This is a genomic window from Chitinibacter sp. SCUT-21 (assembly GCA_041874755.1).
In the GTDB taxonomy this organism is placed as follows: domain Bacteria; phylum Pseudomonadota; class Gammaproteobacteria; order Burkholderiales; family Chitinibacteraceae; genus Chitinibacter.
In genome coordinates, this window is record CP102611.1 from 1,062,756 (window position 1) to 1,088,078 (window position 25,323).

General features: G+C 48.0%; 20 protein-coding genes. 6 read left to right on the forward strand and 14 right to left on the reverse strand.

Features of this window, described 5'->3' with window-relative positions; genetic code table 11:
* Positions 1-66: 66 nt before the first annotated feature.
* Complete coding sequence (locus tag NT239_04890; protein ID XGA72184.1) at positions 67-948, forward strand: hypothetical protein; 882 nt, start codon at positions 67-69, stop codon at positions 946-948.
* A gap of 133 nt (positions 949-1,081) precedes the next feature.
* Here the strand turns inward: NT239_04890 and NT239_04895 are convergent, their stop codons facing one another.
* From NT239_04895 to NT239_04905, 3 genes are all read right to left on the reverse strand, one after another.
* Positions 1,082-1,348: a hypothetical protein gene (locus tag NT239_04895; GenBank protein ID XGA72185.1), complete on the reverse strand. Its 267-nt coding sequence runs from the start codon at positions 1,346-1,348 to the stop codon at positions 1,082-1,084.
* Between the two features lie 205 nt (positions 1,349-1,553).
* Entirely contained in the window at positions 1,554-1,958 is a 405-nt protein-coding gene (locus NT239_04900) for a DUF4332 domain-containing protein (protein ID XGA72186.1), read from the reverse strand.
* An 11-nt stretch (positions 1,959-1,969) separates the two neighbouring features.
* Positions 1,970-4,651, reverse strand: coding sequence for a bifunctional acetate--CoA ligase family protein/GNAT family N-acetyltransferase (locus NT239_04905; protein ID XGA72187.1), 2,682 nt, complete (start codon positions 4,649-4,651; stop codon positions 1,970-1,972).
* A 198-nt stretch (positions 4,652-4,849) separates the two neighbouring features.
* On the opposite strand from NT239_04905, the gene ppa reads away from it, so the two are divergent.
* The 4 genes from ppa to NT239_04925 all read left to right on the forward strand — a co-directional run bounded on the left by ppa (position 4,850) and on the right by NT239_04925 (position 9,064).
* Positions 4,850-5,380 (forward strand): inorganic diphosphatase, encoded by a 531-nt coding sequence (gene ppa / locus NT239_04910; GenBank protein XGA72188.1) that lies wholly within the window; start codon positions 4,850-4,852, stop codon positions 5,378-5,380.
* Between the two features lie 300 nt (positions 5,381-5,680).
* The gene (locus NT239_04915; GenBank protein ID XGA72189.1) at positions 5,681-6,883 is read left to right on the forward strand and encodes an ammonium transporter; all 1,203 of its coding nucleotides are present in this window, start codon (positions 5,681-5,683) and stop codon (positions 6,881-6,883) included.
* Positions 6,884-7,067: 184 nt separating this feature from the next.
* Entirely contained in the window at positions 7,068-8,027 is a 960-nt protein-coding gene (locus tag NT239_04920) for a TraB/GumN family protein (GenBank protein XGA72190.1), read from the forward strand.
* Positions 8,027-9,064, forward strand: a complete 1,038-nt coding sequence (locus NT239_04925; GenBank protein ID XGA72191.1) for an aldo/keto reductase — start codon at positions 8,027-8,029, stop codon at positions 9,062-9,064. The genes NT239_04920 and NT239_04925 overlap by 1 nt, the downstream gene beginning before the upstream one ends.
* Positions 9,065-9,113: 49 nt before the next feature.
* Here the strand turns inward: NT239_04925 and NT239_04930 are convergent, their stop codons facing one another.
* The 9 genes from NT239_04930 to NT239_04970 all read right to left on the reverse strand — a co-directional run bounded on the left by NT239_04930 (position 9,114) and on the right by NT239_04970 (position 21,049).
* On the reverse strand, positions 9,114-11,951 hold the full coding sequence (locus NT239_04930; GenBank protein ID XGA72192.1) for a CHASE domain-containing protein: 2,838 nt from the start codon (positions 11,949-11,951) through the stop codon (positions 9,114-9,116).
* A 362-nt stretch (positions 11,952-12,313) separates the two neighbouring features.
* Positions 12,314-13,420, reverse strand: coding sequence for a sn-glycerol-3-phosphate ABC transporter ATP-binding protein UgpC (ugpC, locus tag NT239_04935; protein XGA72193.1), 1,107 nt, complete (start codon positions 13,418-13,420; stop codon positions 12,314-12,316).
* Between the two features lie 55 nt (positions 13,421-13,475).
* Positions 13,476-14,411, reverse strand: a complete 936-nt coding sequence (locus tag NT239_04940; GenBank protein ID XGA72194.1) for a carbohydrate ABC transporter permease — start codon at positions 14,409-14,411, stop codon at positions 13,476-13,478.
* 24 nt (positions 14,412-14,435) lie between these two features.
* Positions 14,436-15,314 (reverse strand): sugar ABC transporter permease, encoded by an 879-nt coding sequence (locus NT239_04945; GenBank protein XGA72195.1) that lies wholly within the window; start codon positions 15,312-15,314, stop codon positions 14,436-14,438.
* Positions 15,315-15,698: 384 nt separating this feature from the next.
* Entirely contained in the window at positions 15,699-16,967 is a 1,269-nt protein-coding gene (locus tag NT239_04950) for an extracellular solute-binding protein (GenBank protein ID XGA72196.1), read from the reverse strand.
* A gap of 682 nt (positions 16,968-17,649) precedes the next feature.
* Positions 17,650-18,390 (reverse strand): GntR family transcriptional regulator, encoded by a 741-nt coding sequence (locus tag NT239_04955; GenBank protein XGA72197.1) that lies wholly within the window; start codon positions 18,388-18,390, stop codon positions 17,650-17,652.
* A 26-nt stretch (positions 18,391-18,416) separates the two neighbouring features.
* Positions 18,417-19,295: an ATPase gene (locus NT239_04960; GenBank protein XGA72198.1), complete on the reverse strand. Its 879-nt coding sequence runs from the start codon at positions 19,293-19,295 to the stop codon at positions 18,417-18,419.
* Positions 19,296-19,560: 265 nt separating this feature from the next.
* Positions 19,561-20,247: a phosphoadenylyl-sulfate reductase gene (locus tag NT239_04965; protein XGA72199.1), complete on the reverse strand. Its 687-nt coding sequence runs from the start codon at positions 20,245-20,247 to the stop codon at positions 19,561-19,563.
* 16 nt (positions 20,248-20,263) lie between these two features.
* Positions 20,264-21,049, reverse strand: a complete 786-nt coding sequence (locus tag NT239_04970) for a sulfite exporter TauE/SafE family protein (protein ID XGA72200.1) — start codon at positions 21,047-21,049, stop codon at positions 20,264-20,266.
* 113 nt (positions 21,050-21,162) lie between these two features.
* Here NT239_04970 and cysB point away from each other — a divergent pair, with 113 nt between their 5' ends.
* On the forward strand, positions 21,163-22,107 hold the full coding sequence (cysB, locus tag NT239_04975; GenBank protein ID XGA72201.1) for an HTH-type transcriptional regulator CysB: 945 nt from the start codon (positions 21,163-21,165) through the stop codon (positions 22,105-22,107).
* A gap of 62 nt (positions 22,108-22,169) precedes the next feature.
* On the opposite strand, the gene NT239_04980 is transcribed toward cysB, so the two are convergent.
* Together NT239_04980 and glgP are read right to left on the reverse strand one after the other, a co-directional pair.
* Positions 22,170-22,733: an NUDIX hydrolase gene (locus NT239_04980; protein XGA72202.1), complete on the reverse strand. Its 564-nt coding sequence runs from the start codon at positions 22,731-22,733 to the stop codon at positions 22,170-22,172.
* A gap of 85 nt (positions 22,734-22,818) precedes the next feature.
* Positions 22,819-25,272, reverse strand: coding sequence for a glycogen/starch/alpha-glucan family phosphorylase (gene glgP, locus NT239_04985; GenBank protein XGA72203.1), 2,454 nt, complete (start codon positions 25,270-25,272; stop codon positions 22,819-22,821).
* Positions 25,273-25,323: the final 51 nt, after the last annotated feature.

Here is a 25,323-nt window from a genome sequence, read left to right on the forward strand (position 1 = left end):
CCCCCTTCTCCATTTCGCATTAATAAACTGAACCACAGACCACAACATTATTCGGATATACCCCCATTGCCACAAAAAAGCAGCTTAAGCCAAAAAATAAGCAAATGGTTCGCACAAACAGTTGAGCCTATGGTTTTTCGTATTCGGCGCGAAAAACGTTTGGCCATGTTTAGTCAAATGACAGCACTGGATCAACTACCAAGTGCTGAGATTCAGCTTGGACTTCAAAGCACATCCCCTTTAGTTTCTCGATACAACCGTTACTATCGTCAATTCTTGCACCACACCGAATCCTGTCCCACAGCTCTTGATCCAGCAGGTATAGCAATGCTATTACCACTCAATCAGCTAGGCACTTCAGTCGAAGTGGTTCATATCTTCAAAAAGAAATCCGCTAACTTTTGGCGTGAGAGTGAAAAGGCCCGTAAAACCGGATTTATCGTTCAGCCATTTTTAGCAGCCAATCATACAGTTGATTTACTGGATATACGGCGATCTAAAAAAATACGCTCTTTCGGTGTGGTCCTCGAGTCCTTTACCCTCAAACTGAGCGACTTAGGTGGAGCACCAACTGATTTTCATCATTTTGAAAGCCCAACGGAAGATCAATACTGGGATGTGTATTTCGGTGTTTTCAAACCAATTGCAGGATATCAGCAAGGCAAGATAGTAATAGGACAACGCCTTGTTGCATACGCTCGGTTACACCGCATAGGCAATGTGGTTCGCTATGCAGAGCTGATGGGGCATGCAGAGTTTCAGCGACAAGGGGTGATGAACTTGCTGCACTGCCGTATTGTAAAGCTTTTGATTGATGCGCCTGAATCTTGGCAGAAAGGGATTCACTACCTTAGTTATGGCGCACTAGAACAAGGCTCTGTTGGACTTTGCTTTTGGAAAAGAAAGGCACTTTTCCAGCCCATGCGTCTAGTCCTCAATGCTGTGTAAAGAGATGATTAATTGATCCTGCGCTCGCGAAGAAATATAACTGCGGCGTAGCGTACTTGATGTTGTGTTGTGGCGCACGCAACTTGGATTGAAAACAACTCGGCAAGCAGCCTACAGAAAATGGTCGAGGTACTCAGTTTGGAGCAGCATATTTGTCATTCCTTGCAATAGCCATTGGATCCGCGCCTTGTTCATCCAACACCTGCAACATTTTTTCTACAGCCAGTCTTGCGCTTAAAAAATGGAACCACAAACGCCTGATTTCGGTGTGCAAAATTATCAGCAAGGGACAAACCTGCCCCCGTACCTGCCCCCATTTGGGGCCAAAAAACACCACTTTTTCAAACAAAATAAGGGCTAGAAGCTCATAATCAAGTGGCGTGTTTAGACTAGAGCGCATGGGAGGTGGCGGTCATTCAGGTTTTCCAGATCAAACAGAATGCACAAGATACAAAAAACCCCGCAAACCTAAGTTTTACGGGACTTAGCGTACTGCTTGGAATTCCCGTCATAGGGGGGCAACACGGTGACTCGAACTTCATCCGCATCTTGGGCAAAAAAATACCGCCAAAATTCGGCGGCATTTTGTCGGTACTTGGATTGAATTAGTATTCAACACCACGCGGCAACTCTTTGGCTTCTGCAATCCATTTCTCAACTTGAGATAGGCTAGGCGTTGAACCTGCCAGCTTTTTCTCTTCGTTGGTTTTCGCCAGCGCTTCGGTCAAATTTGCAGCATTACGACGCGCCAGTTCAGCAACCGTATCGACACCGGCCGCCTCAAGCAATTCAGCAAATTGACCCGCTACGCCTTTAATGCGGAATAAATCAGCGTGATTAACCCATTTCAAAATCAGCTTACCTGAAATACCCGTTGCCTCAGCCAGCGCATCACGGCCTTTGGGGGTATTGCCTTTTTCCAATAAGCTTTCAACGGTGGCAACGCCTGCTTCTTTCAATTTTGCAGCGTAAGTTTCACCAACACCTTCAATATCAACGATTGCAGTCATACTTACTCCTTTTAGCTTAACGGTTTAACGACCCATTTCAGTCCATCATCTTCTGGATGAGGCCCAATACTGAATCCTAAATGTTTCATAAAGGCCAGCATAGTCTTATTGCTTGTTAATACTTCACCTTCAATGAGCTTGATATTCATATCACGTGCTGCATTAAACAAAGCGTCCATCAATCTTACCCCAAGCCCCTTGCCTTGCCAGCGATCATCGATGACAACGGCAAATTCGCAACTATCGCGGTCAGGATTGGCGGTAAAGCGCGCTACGCCAATGATCATTTCCCCGCCTGCAGTTTCAACCGTGGCCACAATCGCCATTTCCCGTGTGTAATCAAGTTGGGTGAATCGGGCGAGCAAAGCTTGCGGCAATGTTTTTAGCGTACTCATAAAGCGGTTGTAACGGCTTTCGTCAGACAAGTTACTTACGAAAGTTGCGACCAATTCCGCATCTTCGGGGCGTATCGGGCGTAGCGACATTGGCATGCCATTTTTTAGCTGCGTTAGGCTGGCCAAATGCGCGGGATAGGGGTGAATCGCCATGTGGCTATAGCGGCGCGCTTGCTCTGGTACTGCGGCAATGATGATTTTGGCGTCAACAGCGACCACGCCATGTTCATCCGAAACTAAGGGGTTGATGTCCATCTGCTGGATTTGCGGCAATTCGCATACCATTTCGGACACGCGCATCAGCACGTTTTTCACTGCGTCCAAATCAACGGGCTCTTGATTACGAAATGCGCCCAACATTTTTTTCACCCGAGTGCGGCGAATCAGATTATCAGCCAGATATTCGTTCAGAGGCGGTAGCGAGACTGCCACATCGTTAAATACCTCGACAGTCACACCACCAAAACCGAAAGTAATCACTGGGCCAAAAGCGCGATCACGCGAAACGCCCACCATTAATTCGCGCCCCGATTTTTTACCGTGCATAGGCTGAATCACCAAGCCACGGACATTCTCGGCACCCAAGCGCGCTTGCGCACGCGCGAGCATTTTGTTTGATTCAGATGCCACTTGCACCAAGCTACCCAAATTGAGCACGACACCGTCGATGTCGGTTTTATGCAAAATACCTTCGGCGTCGATTTTGAGTGCGACAGGTAAGCCCAAGCCCATCGCGGCCGTGACCGCATCGTCGGCCGATTTGGCACGCACGGTCAACGTCACCGGAATATGGAAAGCACGCAGCAGCGCCTTAGATTCCACCTCGTCCATCACAGTACGCCCGCTGGCGAGCACGCTGTCGATAATCATGCGGGCAGTTTCAAAATCGGGTGGTTCCAACTCGCCAATCGGCGCTGGCGTTTGCAGCAAGAGTTGCTGGTTGTACTGCCACGAGGCGAGCGAGTAAAAGACTTCAACCGCATTTTCGGGCGAGCTAAAGTGCGCGCATTGCGCTTTAGATAAGATCTTGCGACTACCCTCCACTTTTTTACCGCCAATCCAAGACAGTAAAATTGGTTTTTCTGTGGTGCGGCGCAACGCGATCATCGCCTCGGCAGTCGCCATATCGTCGGTGCCCGACTGCGGGGTAAACACGACCAGAACCCCGTCAATATTAGGGTCACGCAAAACAATTTCGGTGGCGGCTTTAAAGCGCTCGGCACCGGCATCGCCCAAAATATCGACTGGATTATGATGCTGCGCTTGTGGCGGCAATAATTCATCGAGCTGCTTGATCGTGTCTTCGCTTAAGCGCGGCAGCTCGACATGCAATTCATGCGCCCGATCGACCGCCATCATGCCCGCGCCAATCCCGTTGGTGATGATCGCCAAGCGACGGCCTTTGGTTTTGTACGAGCCATCTAGCACGCGCGCAGCGGTGAAGAGCTGATTGATCGAACGCAGGCGTAAGACACCGGCACGTTTGAGCGCGACGTCAAACACATCGTCGCCACCAATCAATCGCTCTGAATGCGTGCGACCGATGCGCATTTCATTGTCGTAACGCCCTACTTTTAAGGCCAACACCGCTTTCGAGCGCGAGGCGGCGCGCAGTGCCGACATAAATAACCGTGCGTCTTTGAGATCTTCGATATACAGCAAAATTGATTTGGTGCGAGGGTCTGCCACCAAGTAATCGAGCACATCACCGACATCGACATCGGCCGCCGTACCCAAGGACACCACCGATGAAAAACCCAAATCATGCGACTCGGCCCAATCCAAAATCGCCGACGTTACCGCAGACGATTGCGACACCAAGGCCATGCTGCCGTTTTTGACCTTGCCTTGGTGATTACAGGCTAACAACTTGCTGGGGGCGCGCACAAAGCCAAATGCCGTAGGCCCAAGAATGCGGATGCCGAATTGCCGCGCTCTAGCCAAGATCTTATCGAGCAATACTTTGCCCTTGGCATCGGTACCGACAAAATCCCACGACATAATCATCACAAAGCGAATGCCTTGCTTGCCACAGCCTTCGATCAAATCAGCCAGCGTTTTGCTCGGCGTGGTTAAGATTGCGAGGTCAACTTTCTCGCCCACCTTGGCAATCGATTTCACCGTCGCCAAACCAAACACCGTTTGATTACGCAAGTTCACCGGATAAACTTTGCCAGTAAACCCCGACTCGACCAAATTACGCATTACTTTTTCCCCCACCGAACCAACGGTGTCTGAGGCGCCAATCACGGCAATCGAGCGTGGGTCAAACAGTGGGGCTAAGTAATGGGGTTTCATGGTGGGCTATCCATTGTTTACGGCAGATTTGATTGTATATCGTGCCTTGCTTTCACAATACATCGTGCAGTGCAAAATACATGAAAATGCTTAGAGAAAGTGATCTAACGCTATCAGTAATGGGCGCTGAGCGATATAATCGCGGGGATTTTTCAAACACTAGCCTATCCTCAAACAACACCCTCAGGATCAGAACTCATGGACATCAGCAAAATTGCTGCGGGTAAAAACCTGCCAGAAGACTTCAACGTTATTATCGAAATTCCAGCGAACGCGCCACCAGTAAAATACGAATTCGACAAAGAATCTGGCGCGATCATCGTTGACCGTTTCGTTGGCACGTCAATGTCTTACCCAATGAACTACGGTTTTGTGCCACACACGCTGTCATTGGATGGTGATCCTGTCGACGTATTGGTTTACACCCCATTCCCATTGGCTCCAGGTATGGTGATCAAATGCCGTGCTGTTGGCGTATTGGGCATGGAAGACGAATCAGGCATGGACGCAAAAGTAATCGCGGTTCCAGTACCTAAAGTATGCGCAATGTTCGCGCACATCGAAAAACTGGAAGACATTCCAGAATTGTTGCTCGCGCAAGTAAAACACTACTTCGAGCACTACAAAGATCTGGAAAAAGGCAAATGGGTTAAAGTAACTGGCTGGGGCGATAAAGCTGCAGCGGAAGCTGAAATCATGACTAGCTACGAGCGCGCGCAAAAAGCGTAATCTCACGCTTCGCGCCACCAAAAACCCGCTCTGGTAGCGGGTTTTTTAATACCCAGCATTTGTATTGCCATCTAAGTCATTTCACAAAAGGCTTAGCAAGATATACCTATTGGGTGTTTTACCCACTACCAACACCCGCACCAACACTGTGCATCAAATGACCCACGCACCAATTTCTAGCATTTACGCATCAGATTTTTACTAAAACCCTTTGCTTTTCCTGCTTTGCACCACATTCGCTCATTGGCATGATCTTTGCTAACAATCCTGCCATAAAAATGATCACACACGAGAGTAAACATGGACGCATTTCGCACCAGTACGGACGTACTGTTTATTTTATTAGGCGCGATTATGATTTTGGCGATGCACGCCGGCTTTGCTTTTTTAGAGCTAGGCACGGTGCGCAAGAAAAATCAGGTCAATGCGCTGGTTAAAATCCTCACCGACTTTGCCGTATCAACGATTGCCTACTTCTTTATCGGTTATAGCGTGGCTTACGGTGTGAATATGATGGCGCCAGTGAGTGAGCTTAACCTCGCTAGCGGCTACGGCATGGTGAAGTTTTTCTTCTTGGTGACCTTTGCCGCGGCGATTCCAGCGATTATTTCAGGTGGCATCGCCGAGCGAGCGAAGTTTCATCCGCAAACTGCCGCCACATTTATCTTGGTCGGGCTGGTCTACCCTTTCTTTGAAGGCATGATCTGGAATAACAACTTTGGTGTACAAGATTGGATGAAGGCCAGCTTTGGTGCGACCTTCCACGACTTTGCCGGCTCAGTGGTCGTACACGCGGTGGGGGGTTGGATTGGCTTGGCTGCAGTGCTCCATCTTGGTGCGCGCCGTGGTCGTTACAATAAAGATGGCCGCATCGCGGCACATCCACCATCAAGCATTCCCTTCTTGGCTTTGGGCGCGTGGATTTTGATCGTTGGCTGGTTTGGCTTTAACGTAATGAGCGCGCAAAAAATCGAAGGTATTTCTGGCCTAGTGGCAATGAACTCGCTGATGGCGATGGTCGGCGGCACCTTGGCTGCCAGCATCTTGGGAAAAAATGACCCTGGCTTTATTCATAACGGCCCATTAGCTGGCTTGGTCGCGGTGTGTGCAGGCTCGGACATCATGCACCCACTTGGCGCACTAGTCGTTGGTGCGATTGCTGGTGGCATGTTTGTGTATCTATTTACGATCACGCAAAACAAATGGAAGATCGACGACGTACTCGGTGTGTGGCCACTGCATGGTCTGTGTGGCGCATGGGGTGGTATTGCCGCCGGAATCTTTGGTAGCACTGCCTTGGGCGGCATGGGTGGGGTGAGTATCCTTGCGCAAATCGTTGGCACGCTAATGGGTGTCGTGATTGCCTTTGGCGGCGGTTACATCGTGTACGGCGTGCTGAAGAAAACCGTCGGGATTCGCTTATCGGACGAAGAAGAGTTCAACGGCGCTGATTTGAGCATCCACCAAATCAGCGCCAGCCCAGAGCGCGAAACCAACTGGTAAGCGCGTGCTTCAAGAACCACTTTAGAGTTGTGTTAGTTTTGTGATCAAACCCTCCCTAGTGGAGGGTTTTTTCTTTTTGGCACAGCCGATTGCGCTAACTCCAGCATGAGCGTAGTCATGGTTTGCACACTTCAAAGCGGCGGATGACAAAAGCTGCGCAGCACCGATTGGCGCGGTTATACTTATGCCCTTTCGTATCTCCTTGCCTGAAGGTTTGCTCGATATGTTTGCTCGTTTTCACTCTGCGGCTGCAGCTTTATTTTGTTCTAGCTTGTTACTGCTCGGTTGCTCGGCCAGCAACGCCGAAAAAAAGGCCGAAACCACGCCAAAAGCGGTTTTGTGGAAGATTGAAAAAGCCAGTGCAGCACCATCTTGGGTGCTGGCTACGGTGCAAACGCCAGATGGCCATAATGTAGAATTCAAGCCTGAAGTCGAGCCCGCACTTTTGGGCTCAAAATACATAGGCACTGAGTTTTTCAGCGATATGCAATCGTCGATTGAGCTCGCCCAAGCCATGGTCAGCAAAGAGGCCACCTTAGAAAAACAACTTGGTGCTGAGCGCTATGCCAAGGTTAGCGTATTGCTAGCTTCTCGTGGCTACCCTGCTGCGGTATCGGCGAAATTACATCCATGGGCCGCAACAATGTTGCTGTTCTCGCCATCGGCAGGCAAAGAAAATGTCCCGATGGATGAATATGTTTTCCAGTATGCCACTGAAACCAATAAGCCTTATTTCGCACTTGAAACGATTGAGCAGCAATTGAATCCGTTTAAGTCAATCTCGCCGGAACGCCAGCTAATCTTAATCGACGCCTTTATTGAGCACCATACGGCATTGGAAAACGCACACAAGAAAAACATGGCCGCCTATATTGCGTCGGATTTAAATCAAATTGACCCGTATGCCCAGTTCGAAACCATTGCGCTAGCGAAAGCCGAGCAAGCTTGGTTTAAAGAGTGGCGCACCAATTTAAAAGCCAATCGCAATAAAGTGCTGGTTGAGCGTCTCAAAACGCCACTGGGCAAAGGCGAATCATTCTTTACCATTGGTGCAGCACAATTAACTGGCGAAGATGGCCTGCTGAATTCGCTGCGCGCGGCAGGTTACACCGTGAACCCAGTTAAAGCAGAGGCGAAAAAATAATGCAATACACACAACTGGGTCGTTCGGATTTACGCGTTTCTCGCGTCTGTTTGGGCACGATGACTTTTGGAGAACAAAACTCTGAAAGTGATGCACACGAGCAACTCAGTTACGCTGTGGCGCACGGGGTGAACTTCATCGACACCGCTGAAATGTACCCGGTGCCCGCCAAAGCCGAAACCCAAGGGCTCACAGAGCAATATATTGGCACATGGCTTAAACAGCAGCCGCGCGACCAACTAATTGTGGCGAGCAAAGTGGCGGGCCCCAATCGCGGTATGGATTGGATTCGCGGTGGACCGCAACTGAGCAGCGCGCAAATCATCGCCGCCTGCGATGCTTCACTACAACGCCTACAAACCGATTATCTCGACCTTTATCAGATACACTGGCCAGCGCGCCATGTGCCGATGTTTGGGCAAACCTATTACGAGCCCAGCCAAGAATACGCCAATGCGCCCAGCATACACGAGCAGCTTGGCGCGCTCGATCGCTTAGTGCAAGCGGGCAAGGTGCGCTATGTCGGCGTATCCAATGAGACCTCATGGGGCGTATCGGAATTTATCAAAGTGGCCGAGCGTGAAAACCTGCCCTTGATTCAGTCGATTCAGAACGTCTATAACCTGATCAATCGAAATTTCGATCACGGGCTAACAGAAAACTGCCATCGTGAGCAGATCAGCCTACTGGCCTACAGTCCACTGGCATTTGGGCTGCTCTCGGGTAAATACATCGACAATCCACAAGCCATTGGGCGAATGACGCAATTTGCCAATTTTGGCGTGCGTTATTTAAAACCACACGTCCCCGCCGCCGTCGCCGCTTACCATGAATTGGCGCGCGCACACGGCATCAGTAGCGCACAAATGGCATTGGCTTGGCTGTATAGCCGCTGGTACGTCAGCAGCAGCATTATTGGCGCAACCAGCATGGTCCAGTTGCAAGAAAACATTGGCGCGGCGCAAATCGAATTGAGCGCCGAATTACTCGAGCAGATTGAGCAAATCCACCGCCGCTGCACCAGTCCTGCACAATAGAGGGTATACAGTCAAAAGCTATATTGATATGAGCCGCCAGCCAAATACCCTAGATGGTATTTGGCTGATTCTGCGACGAATTCAACCATTGCTGTAATGCGCGTTTCAGCGTTTCGAAGTTCAGCGGTTTGGTTAGAAAATCATTCATACCCGCCTCCAAGCACAATTGATGATCCGCTTCAAAGGCATCAGCGGTTAGCGCAATAATGACGCGTGGTTTTTGCTTGAATTGAATTTCCCAAGTGCGGATTTTTTTCGTGGCCTCTCGACCATCGAGTAGCGGCATATGCACATCCATTAAGACTAACTCGATGGATGGATCACGCATCACCGCTTCAACCCCCTCTTGCCCATTCGAGGCCAACTGGCAGCTTAATCCTAACTTGGCTAATAAGGCCTGCACTACTTTTTGATTCACAGGATTATCCTCAACCACCAAAATTTTCCCCTGCAAGGTTTGCTCAGGCGCAGTTTGGATTGCGTTGAGTTTTTCCTGCCCATTTTCACTCGCCAACTCAGCTTGGATGCAAAACCAAAAACGAGCCCCCTGCCCTGGCTGACTCTCAACCCCTGCGCGCCCCCCCATTAATTGGGCCAAATTACTCACAATGGATAAGCCTAAGCCCGTGCCACCAAAACGGCGGGTGATTGAGTTATCCACTTGGGTAAATGGTTGAAATAACATCGCTTGTTGTGCGGAATCGAGCCCCAATCCTGTATCAATAACACTAAACTCCAATGTGGCCCGCCCCTGCTGGCGCTCAAGCTCTCGCCCAATCAGCCGCACCGAACCATTTGGGGTGAACTTAATCGCATTATTCACCAAATTGGATAGCATCTGTCTGATGCGATTAGAATCCAGCAGATAAAACTGCGCTTGACCTTCCCATTCTGCAGTTAACTGCAATCCTTTTTCCGTGGCATTTTCAGCAAACAATTGTGCAATATCGCGCAATAAGCGCGCAGGATCTTGGGTGGTTTTTTCTAGCTGCAATTTACCTGCTTCTATTTTCGAAAAATCGAGTACATCATTGAGCAATGTAAGCAATGTCTGCCCCGAATTGACGATGGTTTGCGCATAATCACGGCGATCAGCCTCGCTGATCTGCTCCATTTGCAGCATTTGCGCCATCCCCAAAATACCATTTAAGGGCGTACGAATTTCGTGCGACATGGTCGCTAAAAACTGGCTTTTTGCTAGATTGCCGGCTTCTGCGGCACGCATTGCTAAGCGAATCTCCTCGGTTTGCTCCAAGACCTTACGTTCAATCAGCGATGCCCGACCCGTAACACCCAACAAGATGATTTGTAACATCGTCGCGAACAGCAAGCCAAACACGCCTACAGTCCATGCCAACCAAGAGCGATGTTGCTCTAAATACGCGGCAGTGGGGAGCACTTTCAACTCCCAGTCACGATCGGCCAAGCGCAAAGTTTGCCGCCATATCAAATCAGGTGACGAAGTTGTTTGATTCGTGCGATACAGCAAACGCGCCTCAGGGGGAGCAGAAAGATCAAGCAACTCAATTTCTAGACCAGGTGCTACTTTATTTTTTAGCGCCAATTCAATCATCTGCTCGATCTGAATCACCCCCACTGCAAACCCCTGCAGCGGGTAAGCACGACTGCGCCGCTCAAAGGCAGGAGCCATCACCAAGACCCCAATGCGTTGTTGCTGATCTTGCACCAATTTTATCGGTGCCGTCGCAGCCACTTTGCGGGAAGTCATCGCACGCTGTATCGCATTGCGCCGCGTGGGCTCGGAATAGATATCAAACCCGAGCGCTGGATAATTTTGGGCCAAGGGGCTGATGTAGGCGATGGGAACATAAGCCGCTCGCGCCCCCGCACGGACTAATTGCCGTTGAGCATTGCGTTCTTTAATTTCAAATTTCTGCTCGGGATAAACCTGCCCCATCCGCTGCTCAAAGGAAAACCGATCTTTCTGGAGGATATACGGGTTAAAGCTTAGCGCAAAAAAATCTGGCTCAGTCAGCCGCGCGGTTTGGGTGAAGTGTTCAAACTCAAGCCCACTGATTTCTGGTGATACTTCAATCAATCGCGCTAAAGATTCCAGCAATTCAACATGGGATATAAAACGATGGTCAATGGCTTGCGCAATATACTGCGCCTGATCATCAAGCTTGCTACGCTGATAATTTTGCTCCCATTTCGCTGCCGCAATAAACGTGACAATCGCAATCACCAACATGCCCACAATTGGTCCGGCAATGATATTGAGCCGCTTACGCCAACTTGGAATCCGCCACTGAAATAAGCCCACCGCAACAGGGGCGGCAATGAGTACCCCCAGCACATCACCGACATACCAATTCCACCAAGAATAGGCAAAATTAGCGACCGGGATAATGCCGACATAGCTGAGAATTCCCACCCCTATGCTCGGAGCGAGAAAGCAAGCGACAACCCCGCCGTTGAGCAGAAATAATACTACCCGCTTTTCTTGATCAAAATGCTCAACGCCCACTCCAAGGCGTCTATGGATCAGGAGTTGCCCTAGCCATGCTTGTAAGATCGCCCCAAGCGCAATCACTGCGGCCACGATGATTGATAGCGATGAAAAGGTACCATGGCTTATTGAAACGGCAGTATTCAGAAAAAAAGAACCCAACCAAATCAGCGGCAAGGCGCGGGGTCCATAATAATGGCATGCAGCTAGTGCCAAACCTGCGGCGGGAAAGACGGGACTGGCAAAGCCAGGTGGAATAGCTAATGACAATCCTAACCACCCTAGCAAAACATAAGCAAGCACCAGACTAATCGCAACCTGCAGCCCGAGCTTTTGGGTAGGTTGTGCTGATACAAGATGGCTAGCGCTGTGTGGTTCCACTACCAAATCCTTCTTATATTCAAGATTACCAGTCATTTCAGAAATCTCTGCACCGCAGCTTGCAGATAATTTTAAGCGGCACTTGGCAATGTGTGCACGCAAGGGACTGATTCTCTTGTTTTAGAAGGTAATTGGTATTCTGACTAGGGTAATCGCAGTCAATGACATGAACGCGTAATGCTTGTATTGACTCACCGCTCTGGAAGCCTATAGCCAAATGGCAGAAAATTGTGAGACTTTGAATCAGTTAAAGGGCCAACTTACCGCCCAATACATGGCATGTATTGCCTGCAAACCACTATAAAATAAATGCCAGATGGCAATACCCCTCCATTAAAAACAATTACGCAATAAAAAAACCCGCCGAAGCGGGTTTTTTTATTGCGCTTAAATAACAATTAAGCACGTACGCGTTTGAACGCCAAACCTTCTGCATCAAACAACATGCAGTGAGCTTCTGGGAATTTGATACGCACAGAGTCACCGTATTTCAGGCCAGTCATATTTGATGGCAGTTTCATACAAATGATTTCGTTGATACCTGGGATTTCAACGTAAGCCAAAACGATATCGCCCAAGTGTTCAGTCAAATCAACGCGTGCTGGGATGCCTTCAGCATCGCTCTCTTCGCACAATTGGATGTGCTCAGGACGAATACCCAAAGTTACTTTATCACCCACCTTAGCTGTTGCGGCGTTGACTGCAGCACGTACGCTAATACCTTTTGGCAAACGAACTACTGCTGCATTTTGCTCAACACTTACCACTTGTGATTCAAAAATGTTCATTTTTGGCGAACCCAAGAAGCCCGCTACGAACAAGTTTGATGGGTTTTCGTACATCTCCAGCGGAGTACCAACCTGTTGAATTACACCAGCATTGAATACCACGATACGGTCAGCCAAGGTCATTGCCTCAACCTGATCGTGCGTTACGTACAGCATGGTCGTTTTCAATTCTTGGTGCAATTTAGACAACTCAACGCGCATATTCATACGCAATGAGGCGTCCAAGTTAGACAATGGCTCGTCGAACAAGAAGACTTTTGGATTACGTACGATTGAACGACCAATCGCCACACGCTGACGCTGACCACCTGACAGTGCTTTTGGCTTACGCTCGAGCAAGTGGGTCATTTGCAGAATTTCAGCGGCTTTTTTCACGCGCTGATCGATTTCAGCTTTTGGAGTACCCGCCAATTTCAATGCAAACGCCATATTGTCATACACAGTCATGTGTGGGTACAGCGCGTAAGACTGGAACACCATCGCGATACCACGTTTTGACGCGTGGATGTCGTTTGACAACGTGTCACCAATGTAAAGTTCACCTGAAGTGATGTCTTCCAAACCGGCAATCATACGCATCAGTGTTGATTTACCGCAGCCTGATGGACCTACGAATACGACGAACTCGCCGTCTTTGATCTCTAGATCCGCGCCTTTGATGACGCAAACGTCTTTGGTGTAGTTCTTTTTGATGTTTTTAAGAGTTACGCTAGCCATTTTAATTTCCTTAATTCTCGAATTGGGTATTTAGTTACACCGATACATGGGCTACTTATTTAACAGCGCCATCCATGCCGGAGATAAAGAATCGCTGTGTGAAGGCAAAGAAGATCAGAACTGGGATCACCGTCAACACGATTGCGGCCATCAAGGTGTTCTGTGAGCCAGACAGCGGGCCAGTTAAGTCATTAAATACACCGACTGCCAATGGTTGCATGTCTTTGGCACGCATCACGATTGAAGACCAGATGTACTCATTCCATTGGTTGACCAAAGTGAAGATCGCCAAAGCTGCAATTGAAGGCGTAGTCACAGGCAACATCACGCGCCACAGAATTTGCATCTCAGTAGCACCGTCAACACGCGCCGCATCGATCAAGTCTTGTGGTACAGCTTCAAACGCTTGCTTCATCAAGAAGATACCGAAGGCACCAGCCACACCAGGCAGCACCACGCCCAAGTAGCTATTCATACCGATCAGTTTTTTCCAAGTTGCAGCATCACTACCAGTCAGCGTCAGTTGCAACCAGTCCGCAAAGTTACCCAATTTAACAATCGTGATGTAGTTAGGAACCAGAGCAGTTTCTTGTGGCAGCATCAAAGTAGCAATAATCGCAACGAAGATGAAATTACGGCCAGTGAAACGCATCCGAGCTAGCGGGTAAGCCGCCAATACTGAAATCACCACGGTGCCCACTACAGCCAAAGTCGTGATAATTACTGAGTTTTTGAAGTAAGTTGAGAACGGAATTTCAATGAATACACGCTCAAACCAAATCAAGGTCGCGCCAATATTGTAGCTACCGTCATCTTGAATGACATGTGGCACAAAGCTTTGCGGGAACAGATAAGCTGAAGAACCATCGCTGGATAAACCAAACGATACAGCCCATAACAGCGGGAACATAGTGAACAAGCCAAACGCAGTGAGACTGGCATATTGCACGACCGTCGTCACAATGCGGTTCAATTCCTTACTCTTAAACATATTACTTTTCTCCTAGATGGCCGATTATTTTTCGCCAAAGAAACGGAATTGGATCGCGGCCAAGATCATGCAGAAGAAGGTCACAACCAGGCCTGCTGCAGCTGCTACACCGAAATCGTAGTTACGGAACGCTTGATCAAACACATAGTAAAGCGCGGTATATGTCTCGGCTTTACCGTCCGTCAACACCAACACCTCTAGGAACACTTTCAATGCACCGATTGTTGAAAGCATTGTACATAGCAAAATCGTTGGTTTTACCATTGGAATCGTGATTTTCCAGAAACGTTCCCACGCATTGGCACCATCCAAAATTGCCGCTTCTTCAACTTCGGCAGGAATCGCTTGCAAGCCTGCAAGGTACAGAACCATGTAGTAACCCAAACCTTTCCACAAGGTGAAGATCATGATTGAGTACATAGCGATATCAGGGTCGCCCAGCCAATCGATGTCCACCACATACTCAGCTGGGAACATAAATGGAATCATGTGTGCAATGTTCGTCAAGAAGGCGTTTAGCATACCGTCGTATTTAAATACGAACTGCCAAACAATACCTGCAATAGAAATTGCTGTAATTACCGGAATATAGTAAACCGCACGAAAGAAAGTCATACCTGGTAGCTTGTTATTTACAAGCTTGGCAATCAACAATGAGAGCAACTGGATAAACGGAACCACCAGCAAAAACAGCAATGAGTTCTTTACTGCTTGGTGAAATAGATCTTCTTCCCAAATACGACGGAAGTTATCAAAGTTATTCCACTCTACCGCTCCCCCTGCAATTTCATAATGATTGAAAGCCAAATAGGTGTTGAAACCCACGGGCCAAAATACAAAAACACCCATCAAGATCAAGGCGGGGGCCAAGAAGAAATAGGCCATAAAGTTGGAGTTTTTCACGTTTCGACTCTTCGGTGCGTTACAGACAAGGTAGATATTAACCCATTACACAGCGTATGTGACTTGATATTAACCAAACACGCACGCATTTACAGGGGCGCATTATAACCGAGGACATAAAAAAATCACAGATTTGCATATACTTTTTGCTCGCGCTTATATCTTTTTTAGAATAAACGCCCCAACAAAAAGCTTACAAATTCAAACAGTTACACTACATTTAACTATTTTCTGCGATTAATCCAATTGCAAATACACAAAACCCTACCAGTTAAATGGTTTTTATTTGGCAATAAATAATCATTTGTTAATACTGGCGCTCAAAATAAAAAAGCGGTAAGCGTTTTGACGCTTACCGCTTTAATCAATTTAACTAACTAAATATTATTTAGCAGCCAAACGTTTGTTAGAGTCAGCAACTGCTTCGTCCAACGCTTGTTTCACAGAAATACGGCCTTGCAGAGCAGCTTCGATCTTAGCGTCCATAGCTTTAGACAACGCGCCTTCGTCAACGTTACCTGGCAAGTCTTTCAGGAACAAGTGACGAGTTTTATCGATAACCAAGCCACCCATTTTGAATGCTTTTTTGCCTGGGTCAGTCATGTCGTTCAAAGCTGGGTCTTTAGCTGCAGCAGCATTTGCGTTCTTAGTAGAAGCGAATGTGTAAGAAGCTTTAGCGAATTGCTCTTGAGCCCACTCACCAGTGATGAAGTTACCAACCACACCTACTGATTTCAGATCTTTCTGACCTTTTGGAACTACGTACATAGTAGTCCAGCCACCGAATGCCAACTTGCCGTTGTCACCCAATGGGAAAGTCGTTACGTCAGCAGCTTTGTAAGCAGCTGGGTTAGCGTCTTTAATTTTCTTAACTGCGTGGCCGCCTTCAGCGAACATACCAACGCCGCCGTTCGCGAACATAGCGATTTGTTCGTCGAATGTCAGGTTAGTATCTTTAACGATCGTGCCAGCTTTGTAAGCGTCAGCAAATTTTTGCACCAAAGCTACGTGTTTAGGGCTGTTGTAAACAGCTTTGCCGTTCTGGATAACTGGCAGACCTTCAAACATGAACCAGCCAGTGAAGCCGTCTTGCAGTTTAGGAGCCCAGCCTGGTTTACCAGTAGCTGCGTGGATTTTTTTCGCAGCAGCGAATACGTCGTCCAGAGTTTTGAAGTCTGGTTTCACGCCAGCTTTAGCCAACATGTCTTTGTTGTAAACCATTACGGCTGTAACTTGGTATGAAGGGAAGCCGTAGATTTTGCCGTCAGTTGTAGCGTTTGCCAAAGCAGCGCCAGTGAATTGACCTTTGTTGATGATGCTGTCAACTGGAGTCAACAGCTTAGGAGCCATTTCAACCATCCAGTTAGTTGGAACCAATGCCAAGCCTGGCACGTTACCTTCAGCAACAGCAGCAACGATTGCTGGCTTCATCGCACCCCAACCCAAGTCTTTTTGTACAACTTGGATTTCTTTGTTTTCAGCGTTGAACTTGTCAACAACTTGCTTGTGGTATGCATCGTAAGTTGGAGCCAATGAATGAGACCAGAACTCAACTTTAGTTGCAGCTTGAGCAGACATGATTGATGCAGCAAATACAGCAGCGCCAACGAGAACGGAACGTTTAAAGTTCATAACAACTCCTAACATGGACATGAGCAACACTGGGTCGCAAAAAAATACAGGAAGTTTAAAACTGCAAAACTACTTTAAAGCACATTAAATTTCAGAGTCAACATGTTTGTCTAACATCACACAAATGCTGAAAGCATTCTATTTACTAGGCGCTTTTTTGAGTATTTGTCTTGCTCAGCCTACTGGTTAAAACCTTCAGAAAAGAGCAACAAATACCGGCCTGACAAAGATGACTCGCAAAACTTCAGTGGCAAGATTACCCCAAATCATTGTGAGGGTGAACACAATCAACCGCGCGAAAAAGGATCTTTAGTTGAGAGCTAAGGTCATCATCAGAGCAACAAAATGCCTTACGCATAACCAAGTAAAGTCATTCATGTAGGAGAAAACCCGAATGCGCGAAGCAAAACTACATATCAAAGCATCAAGGGATAATTTTCCCTTGGCAAATCAAACAAATAGATTTTCAATCGTGTTTTTTGTGTAGGAAATTACAATTTCAACCTGATTTACTTTTGTAATAAGTACAAATATTAGCTTACAAAATAAATACAGACGAAGAAATTAAATAGATTTTTCCTTTCAACCCCTGCTTTTTTCGCCCTAGGCGTGATGTATTTTTTTGTATCATCAGCGCAACATTTCGAAAAAAAAGCGCACTCACTAAAAGTGGTACGCTTTTTTGGTGAAGGTGTTCACAGCTTTATCGATAGAGTTCAACCACAAAATCGTAATAGTCACTCCTAAACCATGAGTGAGTTAACTCAACCGCGGAGCCATCCTCCAAATAACCCACGCGAGTAAGATGCAGCATAGCGGCACCTTGCTCAACCCCGGTGAGTTGAGCTAACTCAGCATCAGCATTCACAGCCCCAATATTTTGTATTGCTCTTACAACACTCAGGTTAGCTTCCCGCATATATTCATATAGCGATTCACCTATTTTTTCTGGCTCAGGCACGAAATGATAGGGCAGTGACGTCACCTCGACGGCCATTACGACATCATTGGCCAAACGCAAACGCTCAAGATGCGTCACACGGCTATTTGGGCTTAAATTTAAGCGTAATAATTCCTCTGACCCAGCAAGACATACTTCGCGCTTCAGCCATTTTGATGAAGGGCGAAAACCACGCAGCTTTAACATTTCAGATAGATTGGTTAGACGAGTCAGCGGTTGCTCTAGCTTCGGCGTGATGTAGGTGCCTGACCCCTGTCGACGCAAAATCAAGCCTTGCTCAAATAACAAATCAAGCGCTTTTCGCGCAGTCACGCGAGAAATACCTAAAACTTCACAAAAAGTACGCTCAGAAGGAAGAGGATCGTCTGCTTTCCAAAAACCAGCATGAATTGCCGCTGCCAACTTATGTCCGAACTGCAAATACAGCGGCGTAGCGCTGTCATTATCTGGCTTTAGGACTAATAGTTTATTTAGATTTTGCATACGAACCTCACCCCTGAACTTTTAGCTTATTGATATTCGCGCGCAATCAGAATCAAAGCGCCAGAGCATGAATCTTTTTGAGGACGTGAGGTTGTCGCCAAAAAGTCAGCCGGAATATAAGGGCGCAATGCTTCAGACAAACCACCTCCACAGATTGCAATTGGCAATTGCGGCGCGCTTGCACGAAGGGCTGAAGCGATATTGACGATTTCCTGCCCAGCATCGAGCAAGAAGCTACGTGCAACTTCATCACTTTGACCGAACTCCATCACCACCGGAGAGAGTGAAGCGCATTCGGTTTGCTTCATAGTTCCCATCCATGCAAATACTTTTTCACGTGTATCGCCAGTGATTGTTAATAGTTTGCGACCAAAGTCTGTCAACGGACGACGTCCATCCATAATGCGCTGAACGTGGTTAATCGCTTTAAGACCTAAATAGGCGCCAGAACCTTCATCCGAAGTTGGAAAGCCCCAACCACCTACTTCAAGACGCTCACCATTTGGCAACCATGCTTCACCAATTGAACCTGTTCCGATCGCGATAATTGCACCATGCGCACCGTTGTGCGCGCCCAGTAGGGTTGAGTAGCCATCCGTTTCCACAACAATATGAGCGAAACCAGGATTTTTACTTTCAAACTCTTGCGCCCAGGCTTTGACTGTCACACCAGAAAGACCAAAACCAACAGCACATTTGCTGAAGTCCGGATTTTCGATGCCAATTTTCTTAAAGGCATCATTAATTGCGGCGGTAATATTGGCCCAAGCTTTATCAATACCTTGCCCCAACGCCGATGGGCCTGCTTCTGCGCGCACCTTTTCTACACCGTCCAAACCTGCAATCGTGACACGTGTCCCGGTGCCGCCACCATCAACACCAATCAAAAACTCGACTTGACTCATTTACTACCCCCTTAACCAAAAAGTTCATGGCAAATTGATTCGCAACAGAACCATCTTTGTTTGGAAAATGCAGACCAGTTGACCAAAGTACTGCAGCACGTCGTGTGACAAAACCAGCAAAAATGCGCCTTCTATCATCACAAGGTAAAAATTTACATTTTGCACCATCATACCAATTTAGAGATCTGGGATTAAGGTGTCAATTGGCTGCATAAAAAAAACGCCCAAATTAGAGGGCGTTTTGCGTTTAACCAAATCTTCAGGCTTAAATTTTTTTCACATGTAAACCACATTCTTTATTTTCTGGGTTTTCCCACCACCAACGACCTGCACGCACATCTTCACCCATTGCGATCGGGCGCGTACAGGGCGCACAGCCAATTGAAGGCACGTGCTGATCGTGGAGTTTGTTGTAGGGAATATTCTCAGCGCGGATATACGCCCACACCTCTTTCTCGGTCCATTCAATCAGTGGATTAAATTTCTCTAAGCCATTGCCGGCGTCAAACTCTTGGTAGCCTAAATCGGTACGCGTAGGCGATTGCTCGCGACGCAAGCCAGTCACCCAAGCTTTTTTATCTTTGAGTGCACGCTGCAATGGCTCAATTTTACGCACGTGACAGCACGCTTTACGCAACTCAACCGACTCGTAGAAAGCATTAATGCCGTTCTGATTAACATACTGCTCAACCGCTGCAGTATTTGGGAAGTAAACCGCGATTGGGTGGCTTGGGTATGCACTCGCCACTTCTTGCATCAAAGTATATGTTTCAGCAGGTAAACGACCCGTGTCCAAGCTGAAAATATCAATCGCGATATTTTCTTTCGCTAACAGGTGGGTAATCACCATATCTTCAGCGCCAAACGAGTTAGCGAATACAGCCGGCGAATAGTCCGCTGCAATACGGTGCAACAAAGCGATCGTTTCGCTTAATTTTTGTTCGAAATCCATTTTCAATCCATCTCAATTAAAAAACTAGCTTCCAGCCAATAAAGACTAACATCGCAGCCAAACACGGTCTAAGCACGCCATCAGACACTCGGCCAGATAAATGGCTACCCAAATAAATACCCGGCAATGAACCAGCAAGCAAATAGCCCAACAAGCTCCAGTCCATATTACCCATGCCTGCATGGCCTAAGCCAGCTACCAATGTTAAAGGTACTGCGTGTGCAATCTCTGTGCCTACTAGGCGTTTTGTTTGCAGCAAAGGATAAAGAATAAACAAGGCAACAGTACCTAAGGCCCCTGCCCCAATCGAAGTCAAAGTTACAATCGCGCCGAGGATAACGCCAACAGCCACCGTCATCGCATTCAAACGTGGGCCAGCCATATGAAATGAATCACCAGCATGGCGCTGCGCAAAAGCGATTAGGCGTTGCTTAAATACAATGGCAACCGCAGTAAATAGTAAAGCGACACCCAAGCCCTGCTTAATCACTCGGTTGAGCGCATCGGTATCGGCGTGCAAATTGTGCAGCACCAGCAGCGTAATCGCCGCAGCTGGAACGCTACCAAGCGCGAGCCAGCCAGTAATTTTCCAATCGATATTTTTATTTTGCTGATGCACATACACGCCACCCGCTTTGGTGATGGCGGCATACAATAAATCCGTACCCACGGCAGTGGCAGGGTTAATGCCGAAGAACAATAAAATCGGTGTCATCAAGGAACCACCGCCGACCCCTGTCATGCCGACGATAAAGCCCACGACTAAACCGGCAATGACAAAGCCATACCATGCTACTTCCATGCTCTACCCTTTATATTTTGAGTTTTTAGCATGATAACTGCTCAGATTAGAACGCATTATACTATTCTGTTATCATGTTAGAAGGTTTGGTTCTTTTGAACGTGGGGTTGGCAATGAAATTGCAGCAATTACGCTATTTGGTTGAAGTCGCAAAACAAGGCTTAAACGTCTCGGAGGCGGCGGAGAAGCTGCATACTTCACAACCCGGCATTTCAAAACAGATTCGCCTACTTGAAGACGAACTCGGCGTACAAATTTTCATTCGTAACGGTAAACGCGTCGTTGATATCACCGCGCCAGGGCGCGAAATTTTGCGCATTGCTGAGCGCATCTTAATGCAATCGCAAAACTTAAAGCGCATTGGCGAAGAATTCATTCAAGTTGAAAATGGCAGCTTGACCATTGCCACCACGCACACGCAAGCTCGTTACGCGCTACCTAAAGTAATCCAAGCCTTTTTGCAGCGTTACCCCAAAGTACGTCTGTCGATCAAACAAGGTAGCCCTACGCAAATTTCAGAAATGGTCGTCGATGGTAGCGCCGATTTAGCGATTGCGACCGAAGGGATTGATCATTACAGCGAGTTGGCGATGCTCAATTGCTACGACTGGAATCGCTGCGTGATTGTCCCCAAAGCGCACCCGCTCACGACCTTAAAGCGGCCAATTACCATTGAAGACATCGCCGCTTGGCCGCTGATTACCTACGATTTTGCCTTTGCAGGCCGCTCAAAAATTAACCGTGCTTTTGAAGAAAAAAATATCACGCCGAATGTGGTACTGACCGCAATCGACTCGGACGTGATTAAGACTTATGTCGATTTAGGTTTGGGCATTGGCATTTTGGCAGGCATGGCGTACGAGCCAGAGCGCGATACCGGTTTAACCGCAATCGATGCAAGTCATCTGTTTGAGAAATCGACAACCCACATCGGTATTCGCAAAGACGCTTACCTACGCGGTTACGCCTACGATTTTATCGCCTTGTTTGCGCCGCATTTAACTCGCACCGTGGTGCAAGACGCGTTGCTGTGCGAAGCGGAAGATGATATTGAATAAAACGCAAAGGGTATATTGCTGCAAACCATTTACAAAAAAATCCACAGCAATATACCCCAGCCTTATTTCAAGCCCTTTTGCTGCGCCCAGAAAATACCGCTCACGGTTTTTGCATCGGTAATTGAACCGTCGATTACACCTGCGACAAGTTCTTCCATGCTCATGCTGATGCACTCAACAAACTCACCCGCATCAAGCTGCGCCTCACCCGCCGTTAAGTCACGCGCCAGAAAGAGTTTAATTTCTTCATCGGTATAACTAATAATTGGGTGCAAGACGCCCAAGTATTCCCAGTTGGCTGCGCTGTAACCCGTTTCTTCGAGTAGTTCGCGTTTTGCGCATTCGAGCGGATCTTCACCCACTTCAAGTTTTCCCGCTGGAAACTCAATAAATACGCGGTGTAATGGGTAGCGATATTGGCGCTCCAGCAACAGACGTCCATCGGGTAGCTGCGGAATAATCATCACCGCGCCCGGGTGCAAAATATATTCGCGCGTCGCTTCTGAGCCATCGGGCAAGCGTATCGTATCGCGATTCACATGCAGCAAATTACCATCAAAGACGCGCAGACTGCTCACCGGCTCTTCATACAAATGGCTATCTTGTTGGGGCTGGGTTTCATTCATTTTTTATTCTCTAGTTTTGACTGATTAAACCAATAAAAACGGCAGCCCCAAAGAGGCTGCCGTGAGTTTACTGTAAAAAGATGAATTAAAGTTTGACCGGTGTCGTGTGCCAGATCTTCTCGGCATACTCGCCAATCGTGCGATCGGATGAGAAATGCCCCATGCCAGCCACATTCAAAATCGCTTTTTTCGCCCATTCTTCTGGCTTGGCGTACAAAGCGTCGACCTTGTCTTGCGTGGCAATGTATGACTCGTAATCGGCCAGCAGCTGATAATGATCGCCCCAGTTAACGAGTACATCAAAAATCACGCGATAGCGCTCAGGCTCTTGCGGGCTAAAGAAACCATTCGCCAATTGATTGAGTACTTCGCGCAATTCGCTATTGCTTTCATAAATGGCGCGAGGGTTATAACCATCGCGGCGCAGCGCATTCACTTCTTCGGTGGTGTTACCGAAGATGAAAATATTATCCGCACCGACCGCATCGAGCATTTCCACATTCGCACCATCAAGCGTACCAATGGTTAAAGCGCCATTAAGTGCAAATTTCATATTCCCCGTGCCCGACGCTTCGGTGCCTGCGGTGGAGATTTGCTCAGACAAATCGGCCGCGGGAATAATAATTTCGGCCAAGCTCACGCTGTAATTAGGAATAAACACTACTTTGAGTTTATCGCCAACGCGCGGGTCATTATTGATTTTGATACCAACATCATTAATCAACTGAATCACCAACTTCGCCATGCGATACGCCGACGCGGCTTTACCAGCGAACACCACCACACGCGGCTGAATTTTGGCGTCGGGGTCACGCAAAATGCGGTTGTAACGTGTGATTACGTGCAAGACATTGAGCAACTGACGTTTGTATTCGTGAATGCGTTTGACCTGAATATCAAACAGCGAATCAGGATTAATCACGCCGCCCAGATTACGCGCCACGTATTTCGCCAAACGCTCTTTGTTGGCGTGTTTGGCATCGCGAAAATCCTGCACGAATTTCGGAAAATCAATATGCGTTTTGAGCTCACTCAATTCATTCAAACGAACGCGCCAAGTCTGGCCGATTTCTTTGTCGATCAGTTTGGACAAGTTCGGATTGGCCAGCGCCAACCAGCGGCGAGGCGTTACGCCATTGGTGACATTGGTAAAACGCTCAGGGAAAATTTTGGCCAAATCGGCAAAAATCGATTCAACCATCAAATCCGAATGCAGCGCCGACACGCCATTAATCGTGTGGCTGGCCACTACCGCCAAATACGCCATCCGTACTTTGCGATCGCCATGCTCTTCGATCAATGACACCGAACGCAGTAAATCGTGATCGCCCGGGAACTGCGCGGCCACTTGCTTGAGGAACATATCGTTAATATCGAAAATGATCTTCAAATGGCGTGGCAATAAGTGCCCCAGCATATCGACGGGCCACGTTTCCAACGCTTCGCTCATCAAAGTGTGGTTGGTGTAGCTAAACACCTTGCTGGTAATCGCCCACGCCTCATCCCACTCGTAGTTGGCTTCATCGAGCAAGACGCGCATCAATTCTGGAATCGCTAGCACCGGATGAGTATCATTTAAGTGAATCGCGACTTTATCGGCGAGATGATCGAGGTTATCGTGCGTCATCCGATAGCGGTGGATGATGTCTTGCACACTGGCCGCGACAAAGAAATATTCTTGGCGCAGACGCAGCTCTTTACCGCTGTACGTTGAATCATCGGGGTAAAGCACGCGTGACACGTTTTCGGAAAGGTTTTTTTCCGCCACCGCCGAGAAATAATCGCCCTCGTTAAATTTGGAGAGATTAATCTCGCGCGTTGAGCGCGCAGTCCACAAGCGCAGCGTGTTGGTCGCTGTCGTGTCAAAGCCCGGGATAATTACATCGTGCGCGACGGCGAGTACGTCATTGTGCGTGTCGATCCACCGCGTTTTTTTGCCATCCGTCTCAAGGCGACCACCAAAACGCACGCGGTAGCACACTTCGTCACGCGGGAAGTCGAGGATATTGACCGAGCCCAACCAAGTATCGGGCACCTCAACCTGACGGCCTTCGATAATGCGCTGCTTAAACATGCCGAATTGATAGCGAATGCCGTAGCCCATGCCAGGAATACCCAGCGTCGCCATCGAGTCGAGGAAACATGCAGCCAAACGACCCAAGCCACCATTACCGAGCGCCGCGTCTGGTTCCATGTGCACCAGATCGTCGTAATCAATGCCCATTTCATCGAGCGCCGCGCGGACGGTGTCTTCCATATCCAGCGCCAGCAGTGCATTCGATAAAGCGCGGCCGATCAGAAATTCCATCGAGAGGTAATACACGCGCTTCACATCTTGTGAGTATTGCGCGCGCGTTGTCTGCATCCAGCGCTCAACCATTTGGTCGCGCACAGTGAGGAAAGTGGCGTCGAGCCAATCTTTCGGCTGCGCAGCGATCGGGTCTTTACCGATCGCATACATCAGTTTGTTGGCGATGGCTTTTTTAATGGCCTGTACATCTTGGTGATCGGTTACATCGTATTGAAACGGCATACTCATCAAATGCACTCCAGTGTTTTTATCGATTGTGGCGATGGCAAGCCGCGCACC